General features: G+C 56.9%; 14 protein-coding genes and 1 pseudogene. 4 read left to right on the plus strand and 11 right to left on the minus strand.

Features of this window, described 5'->3' with window-relative positions; translation table 11 throughout:
- Nucleotides 1–48: 48 nt before the first annotated feature.
- From ACIOYV_RS03425 to ACIOYV_RS03440, 4 genes are all read right to left on the minus strand, one after another.
- Nucleotides 49–2289: a molybdopterin cofactor-binding domain-containing protein gene (locus ACIOYV_RS03425; protein ID WP_401320816.1), complete on the minus strand. Its 2241-nt coding sequence runs from the start codon at nt 2287–2289 to the stop codon at nt 49–51.
- A 12-nt stretch (nt 2290–2301) separates the two neighbouring features.
- Entirely contained in the window at nt 2302–2775 is a 474-nt protein-coding gene (locus tag ACIOYV_RS03430; RefSeq protein WP_054046116.1) for a (2Fe-2S)-binding protein, read from the minus strand.
- Between the two features lie 77 nt (nt 2776–2852).
- On the minus strand, nt 2853–3575 hold the full coding sequence (locus ACIOYV_RS03435; RefSeq protein WP_401320820.1) for an NADPH-dependent F420 reductase: 723 nt from the start codon (nt 3573–3575) through the stop codon (nt 2853–2855).
- 64 nt (nt 3576–3639) lie between these two features.
- Nucleotides 3640–4743, minus strand: coding sequence for an alpha/beta hydrolase (locus ACIOYV_RS03440; RefSeq protein ID WP_401320823.1), 1104 nt, complete (start codon nt 4741–4743; stop codon nt 3640–3642).
- Nucleotides 4744–5268: 525 nt separating this feature from the next.
- Here ACIOYV_RS03440 and ACIOYV_RS03445 point away from each other — a divergent pair.
- Entirely contained in the window at nt 5269–6015 is a 747-nt protein-coding gene (locus ACIOYV_RS03445; RefSeq protein WP_401320826.1) for a YkgJ family cysteine cluster protein, read from the plus strand.
- Between the two features lie 163 nt (nt 6016–6178).
- On the opposite strand, the gene ACIOYV_RS03450 is transcribed toward ACIOYV_RS03445, so the two are convergent.
- Nucleotides 6179–7171: an aldo/keto reductase gene (locus ACIOYV_RS03450; protein WP_401320829.1), complete on the minus strand. Its 993-nt coding sequence runs from the start codon at nt 7169–7171 to the stop codon at nt 6179–6181.
- A 118-nt stretch (nt 7172–7289) separates the two neighbouring features.
- Here ACIOYV_RS03450 and ACIOYV_RS03455 point away from each other — a divergent pair, with 118 nt between their 5' ends.
- Entirely contained in the window at nt 7290–8183 is an 894-nt protein-coding gene (locus ACIOYV_RS03455) for a LysR family transcriptional regulator (RefSeq protein ID WP_401320831.1), read from the plus strand.
- Nucleotides 8184–8203: 20 nt separating this feature from the next.
- Here ACIOYV_RS03455 and ACIOYV_RS03460 read toward each other — a convergent pair whose 3' ends face one another.
- Both ACIOYV_RS03460 and ACIOYV_RS03465 read right to left on the minus strand, forming a co-directional pair.
- Nucleotides 8204–8950 (minus strand): SDR family oxidoreductase, encoded by a 747-nt coding sequence (locus ACIOYV_RS03460; RefSeq protein ID WP_401320833.1) that lies wholly within the window; start codon nt 8948–8950, stop codon nt 8204–8206.
- Complete coding sequence (locus ACIOYV_RS03465) at nt 8947–9831, minus strand: NAD(P)-binding domain-containing protein (RefSeq protein ID WP_401320836.1); 885 nt, start codon at nt 9829–9831, stop codon at nt 8947–8949. The genes ACIOYV_RS03460 and ACIOYV_RS03465 overlap by 4 nt, the downstream gene beginning before the upstream one ends.
- A 171-nt stretch (nt 9832–10002) precedes the next feature.
- Here ACIOYV_RS03465 and ACIOYV_RS03470 point away from each other — a divergent pair, with 171 nt between their 5' ends.
- On the plus strand, nt 10003–10659 hold the full coding sequence (locus ACIOYV_RS03470; protein WP_401320839.1) for a TetR/AcrR family transcriptional regulator: 657 nt from the start codon (nt 10003–10005) through the stop codon (nt 10657–10659).
- 12 nt (nt 10660–10671) lie between these two features.
- Here ACIOYV_RS03470 and ACIOYV_RS03475 read toward each other — a convergent pair whose 3' ends face one another.
- From ACIOYV_RS03475 to ACIOYV_RS03490, 4 genes and pseudogenes are all read right to left on the minus strand, one after another.
- Complete coding sequence (locus ACIOYV_RS03475) at nt 10672–11376, minus strand: methyl-accepting chemotaxis protein (protein WP_401322585.1); 705 nt, start codon at nt 11374–11376, stop codon at nt 10672–10674.
- A gap of 153 nt (nt 11377–11529) precedes the next feature.
- Nucleotides 11530–12813, minus strand: a pseudogene (locus ACIOYV_RS03480) (HAMP domain-containing protein); the annotation flags it as partial.
- Between the two features lie 129 nt (nt 12814–12942).
- On the minus strand, nt 12943–14436 hold the full coding sequence (locus tag ACIOYV_RS03485; RefSeq protein WP_401320841.1) for a cytosine permease: 1494 nt from the start codon (nt 14434–14436) through the stop codon (nt 12943–12945).
- Entirely contained in the window at nt 14433–14654 is a 222-nt protein-coding gene (locus ACIOYV_RS03490; RefSeq protein WP_401320843.1) for a hypothetical protein, read from the minus strand. Before ACIOYV_RS03490 ends, ACIOYV_RS03485 begins: the two co-directional genes overlap by 4 nt.
- 245 nt (nt 14655–14899) lie before the next feature.
- Between ACIOYV_RS03490 and ACIOYV_RS03495 the strand changes: the two genes are divergently transcribed.
- A complete protein-coding gene (locus tag ACIOYV_RS03495) occupies nt 14900–15664 on the plus strand; it encodes an SDR family NAD(P)-dependent oxidoreductase (RefSeq protein WP_401320845.1) in 765 nt (254 codons plus the stop codon).
- The last annotated feature ends 226 nt before the right edge of the window (nt 15665–15890 follow it).

Below are 15890 nucleotides of genomic sequence, written 5' to 3' on the forward strand. Positions count from 1 at the left end.
CTCATTAATAAAAAAAGGCGATGCAGTCCACTGCACCGCCTTGCTTGCTTACGCGAGTTTAAAAGGCAGTTCACGTAGCGGCTTGCCGGTGATACGGGCAATCGCGTTGGCGAAGGCCGGGGCGAGAGGGGGCAGACCTGGCTCCCCCATCCCTGTAGGGGGCTCAGCGCTGGGTACTACGTGAATGGAAAATTCGGGCATGTCGGTGATGCGCGGAACGCTGTAGTCAGCAAAATTACTCTGCTGCACGACGCCGTCTTTCAGGGTAATGGCACCGCCTGGCAGGCACATCGACAACCCCATCAGGGCAGCACCCTGAACCTGAGCCTCCACGCTGCGAGGGTTGACGACCAGGTTGCAGTGCACGCCCGCCGTCACATGATGCAGCACCGGGCGGCCGTTCTGCACCGAGGCTTCGACCACATAAGCCACGACCGAACTGAACGACTCGTGAACCGCGACACCCCAGGCTCGACCATCAGGCAGTTGACGCTTGCCGTACCCACTTTTATCTACCGCTAATTGCAGCGCCGCGATGTGGCGCGGACTTTTATCGGCAAACAGTTTCATCCTGTAAGCCACGGGATCCTGTTTGGTTGCTCGGGCGATCTCATCGATCAACGTTTCCATCACGAACGCTGTGTGGGTGGAACCCACGCTGCGCCACCACAATACCGGTACGTTGAGTTTCGGGTGATGCACGGTCAGGCGCATGGGCATCGGATAGGGGTCGCGCATCCCTTCGGTTGCCGTGGGGTCAATGCCGTTCTTCACACGACCCCCGAACATGGTGCCCGTTACGATGGACTGTCCTACCAGGACGTGATCCCAGGCCAGTACCTTGCCGCTGTCGTCGAAACCGATGCGCGCGCGGTGCAGGTGCATTGGGCGGTAGTAGCCGCCTTTGATGTCGTCCTCACGGCTCCACAGTGTGCGCACCGGAACATTCAAACCTGCGGTTCTCGCTGCCTTGGATACTTCGCATGCCAATACCACAATGTCGCAGGTGGCGATTCCACGCCGGCCAAAACCGCCGCCAGCGGTCTGCACGTTAATTTGAACCTGGTCGGGCTTGAGATTCAGCACGCGCGCAGCGGCCGCGTTGTCGGCACCGGCAAACTGAGTACCCACCCACAATTCGGCGCGGCCCTCGGACAGCTGGACTGTGCAGTTCAGTGGTTCCATGGGCGCGTGAGCCAGGTAAGGAAATACGAACTCGGCATCCAGCGTATGCGGCGCTGTCGCGAGCGGCGCCATATCAGCCTCGAAGTGGTGTGGGCCGGGGCGGCCTGCCAGCGCCTTGTAGTCGGCCAACTGCTTCTCGCTATCGACCTTCTCTACGGCCGACGTATTCCATTCAAGCTTGAGTGCATCGCGCCCCTGTTTGGCCTGCCAGTAGCCGTCAGCGATGACCGCCACGCCCTCAGCGCCCCCATCAAGTGGCACGCGCAGCACTGCCTTCACGCCTTTGATGGCACGTGCCGCGCTGTCATCCAAAGAAGCAATTTTGGCGCCGAACACCGGCGGGCGCGCCACCACGGCGGTGAGCTGCGCCGGCAAGTGCATGTCAATGCCGAAATCCTGCTGGCCACTGCTCTTGGCCTTGGCATCGATGCGCGTGGTGGCCTGGCCGATTATGCGGAAGTCTTTAGCATCCTTGAGGGTGACCTGCTCGGGCACGGGCAGCGCCATTGCGGCCTCGGCCAATTCTCCGTAGCTCGCTTTGCGACCCGCTGGGCCGAGCACTGTGCCGGCCTGTGTGCTTAGGGTGGCCACGTCAACGTTCCAGCGTGCAGCCGCCGCTGCCAGCAGCATGGCGCGAGCACGCGCGCCGAGTTCGCGGTACTGGGTATAGCTGTTTTTGATCGAATTGGAACCGCCGGTGAGGTGCATCCCGAAACGCGGGTCCTGGTAGGCGATGTCGCTGGTGCCGTTGCGGCTGCGCACAAGGCTCCAGTCGGCATCGAGCTCTTCTGCGAGGATCATCGGCAGTCCGGTTTGCACTCCCTGGCCGAATTCCAGTCGATTGATGGTTACCGTCACCTCGCCGTTGGGTGCGATCTGCACGAATGCGTTGGGTTGCTGAGTCGGCTTGAGCGGTTCTACAGCCGCGCCATTGGTCTGTTGTGCCAGGGCCAGGTGAGGAAAAGCGCCTAGCGCAAGGCCGCCGATGCCCACGATCTTGAGGAAACTGCGGCGTGGGAGTGTGGCGGGGCCGTCGCCATGCTCGCGTTCAAGCATGTGTTGCAGGACGCGAGGGAGTTCGTCCGGGAAGAGGTCGTTCAGCATGGAGAGCTCCGATCAGGCAAGGGCTTTGGCGGCGTCAGCCACCGCAGCGCGGATACGGACATAAGTGCCACAGCGACAAATGTTGCCAGCCATGGCCGAGTCGATCTCGGCCGCTGTGGGTTGCTTGCCCTTGGGTTGGGCTTTGAGGAACGCCGTTGCGCTCATGATTTGCCCGCTCTGGCAGTAGCCGCATTGGGCCACGTCGTGCTTGACCCACGCCTCGTGCACCGCCGTACCGACCGGGTCGCTGCCATTGGTCGCCGCTTCGATGGTGGTGATCTTGCGACCCTGGGCAGCGACAATGGGGGTGACACAGGAACGAATGGCCTGGCCATCCAGGTGAACGGTGCACGCTCCGCACAGAGCTGCGCCGCAACCGAACTTGGTACCGGTCATGCCCAGCGCGTCGCGCAGGGTCCAAAGAATCGGGGTGCCAGGATCCACGTCAACTGTGTAATCACGGCCATTGATGTTGAGGACGCTCATGGGAGGCAACTCTCTGAGAATTGGATAGGGTCAATTTGAAAGTGACGTGTTCAAAATGAAATTGGCCGTGACCGGTGTCATGCATCAGGCGGCAAATTCAGTAACTGCCGCAACGCTGCGGCATCCGTGTTGGCTCTGAATCCGGCACCACCGCGTTGAAAGGTGCGCGCAGTGGCCAGGTTGCCGGTTATGACGGGCTCGCTTCCGACATCGCGCACCAGTTGTGCGGCGACTTGAAGGGCCTGGGGGTCGCTACTGGCAATGGGGACACCCAACTTGTCACCGTCACGACGCGAGGACGCATTGATCGATGTTGCATCGGTTGCACTGAATGCACGTACCAGCCGTGTCCCTGGTAGGTATTTGGCCGAGGTTTCACCAACGCCATTGGCGTAGGCTTCGCGAGAAAGGGGATTGCCTTCATCCGGCGGAGGGTTTGTCGCATCCAGCACTATCTTGCCGCGCAGTGCCGGCGCCAGGTCGCGTCCGAGTTTTGGAAGTGCGTCGTAGGGTACGGCGAAGAAAACTACAGTGGCGAACTCTGCTGCCTGTTGCGGAGTACCGACCGACGCCAACGGGCCTAATCGCTTCACCATAGCGTCAAGCTCTGAGAGATTGCGCGAGGAGAACATCACCTCATGGCCAGCCTTCACCCAGAGCTGACCTATAGTCCCCCCGTGTGATCCAGCACCGATCACCGCGATACGCAGTTTTTCAGCGGCATTGGCAGTGACCGGGCAAAGCAGCAGGGCCCAGAATGCAGCGAGTGCAAACACGACGGAGCGTAGAAACATTGACATAAGGACGATCCTTTTCATTGCCGTCTGGCGATTCATGTCCACCACGACGCACGGCTCAGTTGTTTTAAACCAGATGCTTGTCGAAGAACCCCGTCAATTTTTCTACCGCCGGGCCCACATATTGCGGCTTGTCATACATATCGATATGGGTCGCGCCTGGAACCAAGTGAAGCTCCCTGGGCTCCTTCGCTTTCTTGTACGCGTTTTCGCTGAAATACAGGCTGTCTGCGTTGCCGCCAGCGATCATGAGTACGGGCCGTGGCGAAATCGTCTCGACCTGATCAAAGGCGAAAAAAGCCATCTGGGCGGGAAGGGCGGAGAACACCGAACGGCCGGGAGCATTCGGGTGTTGGCCTCGCGCCGTGCGGTAATACTCGTAACCTTCTCGATACATGACAGGAGTACTTGCGGTGAAATCCTTTGTCGATTCCGGCACCGTAGGCGTCAGGCGAATAGGCTCCCCACGAGCCTCACGGCTGCGCTGTGCAGAGGCGTCTTGCAGCAACTTCATACGCTCCTCGTAGCTGCGGGAGTTGGCCAAGCCATTGCGGCGCAGATCGCCAATATCGGCGGCGCTGACAGTGGCTACTGCCTTGATGCGCTGTTCCGTTTGAGCCGCATTCAGAACATAGCCACCTCCACCACAAATGCCCAAAGAGCCGATTCGATTGGCATCCACTTGCGCAAGCGTGGTCAGAAAATCTATCGAACTGCTGACGTCATCTACGCGAGCGGTTGGAAGTTCCATCAAGCGCGGTTCACCCCCGCTGTCCCCCTGATAGGAGGCGTCGTAAGCCAAGGTGATAAAGCCCTGCTCGGCCAGCCGAAGGGCGTACAACCCCGCGGTTTGCTCTTTGACTCCGCCGATCGGATGCGTAATGACGATGGCAGGGTACTTTTTGCTGGCATCGAAATTAGCCGGTTTGAACAAGTTGGCCGCTATATGGCTGTCTGTATTCCTGTTGGGATAGCTGACCCTCTCGATCGAAATACCTTTAGTGTCAGGCTGGCCAATCACGGCGGGACCTGTCGACGCTTTAGCTTTGGATTGAGCAGATGCCAAGTTGGGTGTGATCAATCCTCCGCTCGCAACTGCAATGCCGCACAACGCGACCGCAGAGGTGCCAATGAAAACACGACGATTCTTGTCTACTTCAATATTCTTCATTGCTAACTCCAGAGTCGAGCATGGGGCAGGAAAGGACACCGATCTAAAAGCTTGTTTGCGCGAAAACTCCTCCAAAAACTTAATCATTGAGCAGGTACATCTATTGATCCGCGCTCGAGTGGCGGCATAGAAGGAATGTTGTAAAAGTTGATTCATCCATACATGGATGCTTCAGAAGTATAGGGTGGCGCCATCATTGGCTGATTGCACAATCTGCTGAAATGATTGCCCAAAGCGTCGACATTGGTCGCGCAGGATGAGTTGTCTGGAAGGCACTTTTATTTACTTGGATTGGGAGTGTCAGCGGCCATTGCAGCCATGCGCCGCTCACCTGATGTGTGCTCGTAGATATCTATCGCTATGTGACCTGCAATTCCATTGAATCAGGCAATCAGATCCCCGGATCGGGCAATTTTATTCGTATTTAAGTTTTCATAATCCCTGCGCGCAGTTGGTGCTCTAACCCTGTGTATTGCGGTGGTAGACACCGCCATGGTTGATCTAAATCCTGCGTGAGAACTTCATATGAGTAATCAACCGATTCGGTTTGCCTGTAACGGCTGCGGTGTTTGCTGCAAAGGGCGCCTGATCCCGCTGACGTTAAACGAAACCAGACAATGGCTACAACGGGGTCATGATGTGGCCGTGGTGGTGGAGGCATTCAATGAGTCGACCTGGCTGTCTCAGCCCGGCCAATATGCCCATGGCGCGCAGCGGGCGATGGAAGTCGACAGTGGTAGTGCACGGATAAACGTAGTAGCGGTGCTGGCCGGGAATGCGCTTGAAAAGTGCCCGAATCTAGGCGAAGACGATCGATGTGGAATCTATGACGATCGACCGCTGGTATGCCGAATCTATCCAATGGAAATAAATCCATTCATTGCTTTGCGTCCGGAAGAAAAGGCCTGCCCTCCGCAGGTTTGGGAGGCGGGCGAAATCCTGTTTACTGACCGCGTAGTCGATCCGATTCTTGCCGATCAGATTGAGCGCTCTCGACAGACCGACAGGGACGATGCCAGGGCCAAGATCGCTATGTGTGAAAGCATGGGGCTGAACGTCGCCGCTTGGAAAGGCAACGCACTGGCAGTTTACTTGCCTGAGCACGCTACGCTGCTTGCGGCAATCAATCGTCACGATGCAGGGGAATCCGCACCCGAAGGGAAGGGTTGGAAGGTGCGAGCGGATGACGATGAGTTGCGAGAACGACTCCATTCGCTAGGTGTTTCGCTGGATGATCAAAGGCAGGGCGAATACATTTTTCATAGGCTGTAGAGAGTACCCGTTTGAATTCCTGCATCGGCCGTCTTTGAACTCTCGTAATACGTCGCGCGAAACGATAAGTTTGCGACGCTGTAACTTCGCCTTACACGGTCGTTCGGCTTGGCTTCAGCGCCGCTGCACTTCAAAGAGCAAGTTTGACTTCCAGTCTCAAGCGTCAAGCATCGACCAGGCCAAGAGCCGCCTGGTGCAGGCGTTGTCCTTGCACGGGTATGGTCGACAGTACTTGTTGGATTCTCTGCAAGTCATGTTCAGTGAGTTTGATATTCGTCGAGCCTAGATTTTCTTCGAGCCGGTGGAGTTTTGTTGTGCCCGGAATTGGCACGATCCATGGTTTCTGAGCCAGTAACCACGCCAGGGCGAGTTGGGCGGGAGTCGCCTCCTTGTCTATGGCGATCTGTTTCAAAATGTCGACGAGCGCCATGTTAGCCAAGCGTGCTTCTGGCGAAAATCGAGGCACAGCACTTCGGAAATCTTTCTCGTCGATTTTGGTTTCGGCTGTGATGGTGCCGGTCAGGAAGCCTGCGCCCAGAGGGCTCCAAGGGACGAAGCCGATTCCAAGTTCCTCGCAAGCGGCGAGAACTCCGTTGTTCTCTACATCTCGAGTCCACAGGGAGTATTCGCTTTGAACGGCTGCGATCGGCTGAGTAGCATGCGCGCGGCGAATGGTTGAGGCACTGGCCTCGGAGAGACCCCAGTGCATGACTTTGCCTTGTGCAATCAGTTCGCCGACTGCCCCCGCTACATCCTCAATCGGTACGTTGGGATCGACGCGGTGTTGATACAAGAGGTCAATTTTATCGACCTTCAGCCGAGCCAGCATTCCATCGACCGCTTTGAGCAAGGTCGTAGGTCGACTGTCCAGGCCGTAGCGAGAACCATCGGGATTCAAACCGAATCCGAACTTGGTCGCGATGTGTACCTTATCCCGATAGGAGGAAAGGGCATCACCCACTAACGATTCATTGATGAAGGGGCCATACACCTCAGCGGTATCAAATAAGGTCACTCCGCGCTCTACCGCTGCGTGAATCATTCGCACGCCTTCCGCGCTGTCCAATGGTTGGCCGTAGGTGGTATTCAAACCCATACAGCCGTAACCAAGCGCTGAAACGACCAACCCATTTTTACCGAGAGTTCTGCTCTTCATAATCGTCACCTATCAACTGCTGTAGCGAGTAGTGCTACATCTTCGTTTTATCTTGCAGTGAACGTTGATGATTGAGTAGCCGCTATAATACGAATGGGCTTATGTCAGGAATCGATAAATGCGGCGGCAAGATTTTGGTGAATTGAACGCCTTCATGGTCGTAGCCCAGGAACGCAGCTTCACCCGCGCGGCGGGGATTCTGGGTACCTCCCAATCAACGCTTAGTCAGACAATCCAGCGCCTGGAGACGCGCTTAGGCTTGCAACTGCTGAAGCGCTCCACTCGAAGCGTTGCAGCGACAGAGGCTGGAGAGCGGTTGTTAGAAACGTTGACGCCTGCATTTTCAGGTATCGACGCAAAACTCGCAGACCTTACACAGCTGCGTGATAAGCCGGCAGGTATTGTTCGCATCAATGCAACGGAGCATGTTACCCAGACCCTTTTATGGCCGGTATTGGCGCGCCTGCTGCCCGACTACCCAGATATCCAGGTTGAAATAGTGTCCGAGTCTGGACTCGTAGATATTGTTTCTGGTCGCTACGACGGCGGGGTTCGGATCGGAGAACTGGTTGAGAAAGACATGATAGCCGTTCGAATCGGCCCTCAATTGAAGATGGTGGCAGTAGCGTCACCTGCGTATTTTGCTCGCAAGCCGAAACCACTTAAGCCGCATGATCTCGCTGATCACACGTGCATTAATCTACGGTTTCCCTCATCGGGTGGATTATATTCATGGGAGTTTGAAAAAGAGGGTCAAGCCCTTCGTGTACGTGTCGAAGGTGCACTCACTTTTAATTCCGGCAGCATGCTAGTTGCGGGTGCGCTTGATGGCTTCGGGATCGCTTACGTAACCAATGACTATGTCGACAACCTGATTGCCGATGGTCGCCTTGTAAAGGTGCTCGAAGATTGGTCACCCCCATTTGCCGGGTACCACCTCTATTATCCTGGCCGGAAGAGCAAGTCACCGGCCTTTGCCCTGATCGTCGAGGCACTTCGTTATCGTGGATGAGAAGTGCTCGCCAGGGCTTTTTACTGTGCGATAAACCCTCCGTCGACTACAAATTCAGCCCCTGTCGCAAACCGCGACTCTTCCGAAGCGAGAAACAGCGCCATATTGGCGATGTCGATCGCTTCGCCCAAAAAGCCGATGGGGTGCAACTTCGCCAGCCGTTCCAGTTCGGCCGTGTCATTGCCGACCATTGGCGTCACGATGTAACCGGGATGAATACTGTTGACCCGAATCCTGTAGCCACTTCGACCCGCATGCAAAGCCGCTGATTTGGTGAGGTTGCGGATGGCTCCCTTGCCGGCGCAGTAAGCGGCATATTCCGGATGGCCGACGATGCCTTCTATCGAAGACAGATTGATGATCGAGCCTCCACGGTTTCTCAGGTACTTGAACCCGTGCTTTATGCCGAAGAAAGTGCCGTGCAGGTTTACCGAGAGTTCTTTGTTCCAATCTTCAAAGCTCATGGTTTCGACGTTGCCCGGCAATGCTATGCCGGCACTGTTCATCACAACATCGACGAATCCGAAACGTGCCACGGTCGCTTCGAACGCGCTGACCCACTTGTCTTCATCGCGCACATCCAGCGGAATAAACAGCGCTTCGCCACCCATTTCATGTATGGCCTCAAGAACGCCGCCAGCCCTCGTACCATCAACATCGCACAAGGCAATCCTGGCGCCTTCTTCTGCAAAACGGATAGCGCTGGCGGCGCCTATACCCGATGCTGCGCCGGAAATCAGCGCCACTTTGCCCTGAAGCCTGTTCATCGTGTTTGACCTGCGGCTTGAAGGTGGCTGGCGTAGGTGGCGGCTATCCCGAGATGGCCGCGGCCTTCAGCCACGGCCATTTCCATACAATGAAGGTTGGCGGTGAAGAGGCTGGCGCGCTGTCCGCAATCGAGCATGGTCTGGCGCCAGGACTTCACTGCCGCCACATAAATGGAAAGGGTCGCCTGGTCTGTTCGATAGTCATTAGACTTGTGGTGTTTGATGACCGCGGTCAGTTCAGTCTTGAGCAGTTCAAGAAAGTAATCGAGGCAGTCTTCGAGTGGTTCGATACCGACACCAGCTTTCCTGGCGAAGTCCACGGCCTCCAGAAAAGCGCCGATACCGGTGTTGTAAAATGCACCGGCCATGGCGGCGTCCAACACATTGGCAGCGCTGGCTAACTCGCCTATCCAGCGCGAAGCAGCGCCGGGCAATTGCAGCAGAGGTTTATGCCGCGACCAGATATCCTTGGGCCCCGAATAGTGGATCAACGTGCTATCCCGGCCAATATCGTCAGGGTAGGCCTCTATGGCCGCCTCAAGATAATGCCCTCCCTGAGAATTGATGTAGGCCTGTAGCTCGGTGGCGTCTTTCGCCGAACCGGTCATGAAATTGATAAAGTCGCGGCCTGCGATCAAATGTTCATGCCCCTCCATGACGCTTCTGAAAACGCTGTAATCCAGCAGCACGACCAGTACCAGAGAGTTGGCCTCCAGCGCCGACACCAGGTTGGGCGCTGCCTGTGCCCCGTTTTTGACTAGGGCAGCGCACCTCCCAGGGGAGCGGTTCCATACCGTCACCTCCACGCCGTGATTCAGATAGCAGCTCGCTAAAGCAGAGCCCATCAGGCCTGTACCGAGCAGCGTGAGTTGTTGAGCCATGATATTCCCCTGAGGTAATCGCATTGATGTCGCCTGCACCGAAATGTACGCTTCAGCGCTAATACGGCTTATCCGAAATTGGCAACTCGACAGGTGCGGCTTACCCGCACCTGTAGTGAGCAATTCTGTTGGGCGTAAGATGCCGTAACGCGATAAAGGAGCAGCCAGGGCGTGCTATCAGAACACGGTGAAATCAAAGAGGGGGACGCCAGCCCCTACAGTCGTGCCGGCAAGCGGCTCAAGAAGATTGAAGACATCAACGATGCCGCCGCGATGGTCTTCGTCCGCGACGGCTATGCCCAGTTCTCCGCCCGCAAGGTCGCCAAGGAGTTGGGGATCAGCCTGAACAACCTTCAGCACTACTGTGGCAATACCGAGAATCTTTGTCGCCAGATGATTGCGGCAAAGCTGGGTCACTATGTCGAGTCGGTGAACCAGTTGGTCGAACAAGCCCGCGCCGAGACGCCAATCGAAAAGTTGGCGGTGGCTATCCGCGAAAACTCCGCAGCCACGCTGGACTCCGCCACCGGCAAATTCTTTTTCCAGATGGGTGCGTTGGCCAGTCACGACGCGTCTATCAAGGCATTGATGGTTGAACAGTACGATCAGTTTCTGATGGGCTTTTGCCGGTTGATCACTGAGATCAGCCCCCAATTGCCAAACGATCAGGTGCGTACTTACGCCGCACTGATCGCGACGCAAATCGATGGGATCTTCTTTTATCAGGACCAGCTAAACCCGACATCCGGCGTTCGCGAGCAAATGGTCGAAACGGCGATCGCTTTATGGACGACCATTCTAATGCCCGCGAAGGCCGAGCCCCTTTAACCACACGGCGACTCAGATCTTGAAGTGGCCGACTTTCTCTTCAAGGGTTTTGGCCAGTTGGTCCAGGCGGACACTCACGGTTTCCAGTATTTCTGCATTCTCTGCCAGTGTCCGAGTGAAGTCCCTGATGTTGCTGACGTTGGTGCTGACTTCATCCGCCACATTGCTCTGCTCTTCGGTAGCCGTGGCAATCTGCAGCGTCAAATCGCTGATTTTCTCTACCCCGACGCTCATTTGCCCCAGTGCGTGGCCTACCTTGGCAAACTCTTCGACCGTGGTGCTGGTCAATGCATGGCTCAGACTCATCGCCGCAACGACATTGTCGGTATTGTGCTGGAGCGTTTCGATGACGAGCTGGCTCCTGGTGACAGATTCTTGGGTGCGTCGTGCCAGCGTGCGAACCTCGTCTGCAACGACCGCGAAACCACGGCCTGCCTCACCTGCTCGCGCAGCCTCGATGGCGGCATTCAAAGCGAGCAGGTTAGTTTGCTCGGCGATTCCCCGTATGACTTCCAGCACCGAACTGATTTCGGTGCTGCTGTCAGCGAGCGTTCTGACCTGCGACATGTTTTGCGCCATGCCAAGGGACAGCTTCTGGATGGTTTGGCTGGCGCTGACAATGATTTGGTCTGCATGGGATCCAGCTCGGTGGCTGTCTTGTGCAGAGTCGGCGGCGTAGCCTGTGTTTCGCGCCATTTCCTGGGCCGTTGCGGCCATTTCAGTCGACGCTGTAGCGACCTGGTCAACCTCGTTGGCCTGTGCGCTCAACTGGCTGCGGGTGGCGTGCGCAATCGTTGCCGCATGCTGAGTGGCCTCACGCGTTTGCCCCGTAGCGGCATGGATCTCTTTGATCAAATGATGCAACTGGTCCAGAAAGCGGTTGAAGCCGCTTGAAAGCTCACCCAGTTCGTTGGGCTGGTGATAGTTGATCCGCCGAGTCAGGTCGCCGTCGCCGCTGGCGATGTCCGTGATCATTTGCGTGATCAACTGAAGCGGCCGCAGCGATTTGTGAATGACCAGCGCGCACAGTGCCAGGCCCAAGGCCCCTAGCACGGAGGCCGAAACCAGCATGTGCCACGTACTCAGGTGCTGTCTGGTATCGAGCTGGTCTGCCAGTTTCTCGGAGGGGGCCATCAGCGTATCCCAAGGCACATCGATCTTTACGGCCCAGGGGGCGGAATTTTCAATGGGCGAGAAGGGCAGTGACAGTTGGAAGTTGCCTTGTTCACGCGCCAGCACCACACCCGATTCGAAAGTTCCACGCTGAAATCGGGCACCATAATCCGGCCAGATTTCTGAAGCGGGCTTACCTGTTGTTTTCGCTGAAGCGCTGTTGGCGGCGATGATCCCGGTATCGCTGACGACACTCACTGTGGAGTGCCCGTTGTAGATGCCCCGAGCCAGCGCCACGCTTTGTTCCTGAAGGTCGTTCAGGCTCAAATCCACCACCAGCACCCCAATGTATTTACCCTTTTCCACATAAGGCAAAGCCAGCGAGACCAGCCCTTCGGTGTGCCCATTCAAGGTGTCGAAGTAAGGCGCAGTGATGCAAGGCTTGAGTGTGCTTTTCGAACAACTGTACCAATAGTTCATCGGTTGGCCACTGGCGTTGAGCTGGTCGCCATTGATGGCTTTTTCGTCAAGGGCAGTCAGTTCGAAGTCAATGCTGCCGTAACGCGAGTAGTAGGTTGAAAAGCGTCCGGTTTCGTTTGAACCGAACTCAGCCTTGCCCTTGAAATCCAGATCCTCTCCGCCCGCCTGGCCGGGCTCGAACGCGACGTACAATCCCAGGAAGGCGGGGTTGGAGACGATCGCTCGATGGATACTTTTAACCATATCGCGGCGCAAGTTTTCAGCGCTGATCCTGCCCTCGGTATACTGGTCCCGCAGGGTGCTCATTTGCAGCGCCACAAGCTGCGCCAACTGGTTGGCATTGCTGAACTTGTTTTCGATACGCAATTGCTGGGCTTTGCCGGTACTGATCAATTGGTCGCGCGCGGCGATTTCCAAAAGTTCGGCGCTTTGCTTTCTGATCTCTTTAGAGGAGATTTTGCCTTGATAGAGGTTGATGGCTATGACGCTTGCCAGCACGGTTAGCAGGCAAAGGCCCGTCAGGGCGAGCATCCTGAATTTTATTGAATAAATCGATGGCATACGCAGCGCCTTCTTTGGGCATAGGTGACTATGTGCACCGCAAAAAAAGGGCGCCTATAAGACGCCCTGGGAGGGAACCAAAATGCCGGATCAGCGGGTGCTGGGCATCGGCTGGATTGCAGCAGGGCGTTAGAGGCTGACCTTCATGGCGCCGGGCCCCGGGATAGGGTCAAGTGTGGGGCGGCTACTGAGCGCCGTTCCTTTTGTGTAGTGACCTTTGCCCAATGGCGCCACGATGAGCCTTACCGCCAGGTAATACGCGGCGCCCGAGAGGGCGATGACCGGAATGGATGCACCGAGGTAGCGGAACGACCCATTCATCGCCACCGTCACCGGATCGTACATCGCCAGATAACCCACCACGGCGACAACGCTGATGCCGACGGCAACCCAATTTACCCCGCCCCAATAGGCGTAGTGGCTGTTACGCGTGGCGAACAAACTGGGCGCATCCAGTTGCTCGCGCCTGAGGATGAAGTAGTCGACCAGTGTGATTCCTGAGATGCCGACGAACATCACGCCGTTGTACGACAGCCAGCTCATCACCTTGGACAGCAGCCATTCGGTCTCGAAGGCAAAGTACACACCGGGCAGCAGGAGCAGTGCGAGCAGCAGTTCCCATTTCAATCGCGCGAAGAACTTCACCTGCTGAATGGACACCCCGGCCAGGTAAATCATCACCACCATGGTCGCAATGTTGGCCGTCAGGACAATGCTCATCACGATGGATCCGAACACCGGGCCGCCAACGGCAATCATCCAGATGGTCGGGTCGTAGGTCCCCGCGCTGATCGCAGCGAGGGCCGCGACAGTTGATACGACAGCTGCACCGAGGATCCCTACGCCGATGATCGAGGGGCCCATGACATGGTGTTTGCTTTTGACCAGGCGGGTCAGGCCACCCATGATCGGCCACCACGTCATTGAGTTGGAAACGCCAAACTCTACCGCGAGTGCCAAGCCCTGTACGGGATCATGGGAGAGCATCTGGTCCTGTGGCACCTGGCTGTGCCACAGGCTTTCAAGACCGAACTTATGCACCAGGATGCCGAACATTATCAAGGTGATCAGCATGTGCAACGGGCCGATATAGCCATTGAGGCGCTCGAAGAATTTCGGTCCCTTGCAGGCGATAAACCAGACAACGAACAGCGCCAGCAACGCCACGCCGATGACCAGATGCTCATGTGAGTCGCCGGTGACCTGGGTGCCTGTGACTGTCGCTGCAACGTTTGCTGCGCCCCTGGCAGTCAGCGCCTCGACCACATAAGACCAGCCGATCAAGGTGGCCATCAGACCAAACAGCGGCACCACAATGCCGCGATAGCCAAAAGATGCCTTGGCGGTATCAATCGGGTCGGTGCCGTATTTGTAGCTGGGTACTCCAGATGCGAGCGACACCAGCGCCATGCCGATAATCAAGCCAATCACGTAGCCCATGACACCGAGCCGCCAATCCCCGACAAAGGGCAGGTAGCTGCCAATCAGGAATGCCCAGGTGGCTGCACTGAATGCGCAGCAGGTCCACAGGAACGAACCATAGGATTTGTACACGCGGTTGCCCGACAGAACCGGCAACCGGCCCGCGAGGGCTTCTTGTTCGACGCTATTTGAGGTGCTCATGCCGTTGCTCCTACAGCCAGCAAGGTGCCGATCCACAGAGCGGCCCCCAAAAGGATCCAGAAGGAAGCCTCTCGAACGAGCGGGGCCGCACTGCTCCAGCATTCGGATTGCGTGTGTTCGGGCTCATTCATGGCTTCCAGTTGTTTCAACAGATCCGTGTTCAAGCTTTCGCTTGTAGTCATCATTCCTGTGCCGTGTCCAACGTCAGCTTTGCTCATGTCGTTGCTCTCTGGACGTGTGCTTGCGAGGCCGTCCGCTTTGGCTGTTTTAGAGAATTATTATGGCAGCGGTACTCAGTGTTGCCGGCCGCGGGGTGAGTGCGACCTGGATTCAGCCTACGCCGGGCGAGTGCGACCTCGTATCCGTTTTTGGCAATCCGTCCGCTTGCCGATATTGGCTACAGTCAGTGACCTGCTCGACGCTACGTTAGGCGCTCAGCCTCAAGAAAATGTGGAGCGGGTCCATGAATAATGAAGAGCACCTTGTGGTTATTTCCGGAGCGGGCTTCGGTATCGGCCAGGCAACGGCGATCCATTTCGCACAGCAGGGCTACAGCGTCATCGGTTGTGATCTGTCGGAGAGCGGGCTGCAGGAGACTGCCAAAAAAATCGAGGTGGGAAGGTTCCTTTCACGGGTGGTGGATGTTTCTCAAGAACACGAAGTACACGCACTGTTTGAGTGGGTGAAATCCTTCAACCTTGCGCTGCATGCCGTAGTGCCCTGCGCAGGCGTCGCACGAACGGGGCTGGTTCACGCGCTGTCGGCCCAGGACTGGACGTTCATGCTGGGAGTGAACCTCACCGGGACCTGGTTGATGGCCAAGCATTCGATGCCGATTTTCATGGCGCAGCGGCGTGGAGCGTTTGTAGCTGTCGGATCCGACGCATCGGTACGTGGCGCATCGGGTTACGCCGCTTACTGCGCGTCCAAGCACGGAGTATTGGGGCTGGTGCGGTGCCTGGCCCTGGACTACGGGCCTTGGGGTATCCGTAGCAATGTCGTATGCCCAGGCTTTGTGCAGACGCGGATGATGGACAGCCTGTTCGCCGAAGCCGATGACCCTGGCGCTGAAATGCAGGCCTATACCAAGGAGGTACCACTGGGTCGGTTTGCCCGGCCCGATGAAGTCGCTAAGGTGATCTTCCACTTGGCTTCGGACGAGGCGAGCTATACCAACGGGATCGTCTATTCGTTAGACGGCGGTGCCACTTCCGGTCACTTTGGCTGATCCTTTGAAAACCGCGACGTGAGTAGTTTCTTCCCGGTTAATCCGGAGCAGGTTGAGTAGATTTGCACCAGTGTGGGTCGTCCGACCCAGTTTGTGGCGATTGCACCGTTTGATGGGTAAGACGGCTCCAGTCCCGGGACGCCAAACGGTTTTCTTTTTCGGCTCGAAAGGTGCGCTCCAGACGCTTGCGTGTTTCATTCGCAGCTATTGGATAGCAGGTCATCGA

The sequence above is a fragment of the Pseudomonas sp. NPDC087342 genome, from assembly GCF_044744265.1.
GTDB classification, from domain to species: domain Bacteria; phylum Pseudomonadota; class Gammaproteobacteria; order Pseudomonadales; family Pseudomonadaceae; genus Aquipseudomonas; species Aquipseudomonas nunensis.

What these genes read in the sequence shown, in the direction of transcription:
- ACIOYV_RS03425 (WP_401320816.1), bottom strand. Translation starts at nt 2,289, where the DNA reads ATGCTGAACGACCTCTTCCCGGACGAACTCCCTCGCGTCCTGCAACAC.
- ACIOYV_RS03430 (WP_054046116.1), bottom strand. Translation starts at nt 2,775, where the DNA reads ATGAGCGTCCTCAACATCAATGGCCGTGATTACACAGTTGACGTGGAT.
- ACIOYV_RS03435 (WP_401320820.1), bottom strand. Translation starts at nt 3,575, where the DNA reads ATGTCAATGTTTCTACGCTCCGTCGTGTTTGCACTCGCTGCATTCTGG.
- ACIOYV_RS03440 (WP_401320823.1), bottom strand. Translation starts at nt 4,743, where the DNA reads ATGAAGAATATTGAAGTAGACAAGAATCGTCGTGTTTTCATTGGCACC.
- ACIOYV_RS03445 (WP_401320826.1), top strand. Translation starts at nt 5,269, where the DNA reads ATGAGTAATCAACCGATTCGGTTTGCCTGTAACGGCTGCGGTGTTTGC.
- ACIOYV_RS03450 (WP_401320829.1), bottom strand. Translation starts at nt 7,171, where the DNA reads ATGAAGAGCAGAACTCTCGGTAAAAATGGGTTGGTCGTTTCAGCGCTT.
- ACIOYV_RS03455 (WP_401320831.1), top strand. Translation starts at nt 7,290, where the DNA reads ATGCGGCGGCAAGATTTTGGTGAATTGAACGCCTTCATGGTCGTAGCC.
- ACIOYV_RS03460 (WP_401320833.1), bottom strand. Translation starts at nt 8,950, where the DNA reads ATGAACAGGCTTCAGGGCAAAGTGGCGCTGATTTCCGGCGCAGCATCG.
- ACIOYV_RS03465 (WP_401320836.1), bottom strand. Translation starts at nt 9,831, where the DNA reads ATGGCTCAACAACTCACGCTGCTCGGTACAGGCCTGATGGGCTCTGCT.
- ACIOYV_RS03475 (WP_401322585.1), bottom strand. Translation starts at nt 11,376, where the DNA reads ATGGCCGCAACGGCCCAGGAAATGGCGCGAAACACAGGCTACGCCGCC.
- ACIOYV_RS03485 (WP_401320841.1), bottom strand. Translation starts at nt 14,436, where the DNA reads ATGAGCACCTCAAATAGCGTCGAACAAGAAGCCCTCGCGGGCCGGTTG.
- ACIOYV_RS03490 (WP_401320843.1), bottom strand. Translation starts at nt 14,654, where the DNA reads ATGAGCAAAGCTGACGTTGGACACGGCACAGGAATGATGACTACAAGC.
- ACIOYV_RS03495 (WP_401320845.1), top strand. Translation starts at nt 14,900, where the DNA reads ATGAATAATGAAGAGCACCTTGTGGTTATTTCCGGAGCGGGCTTCGGT.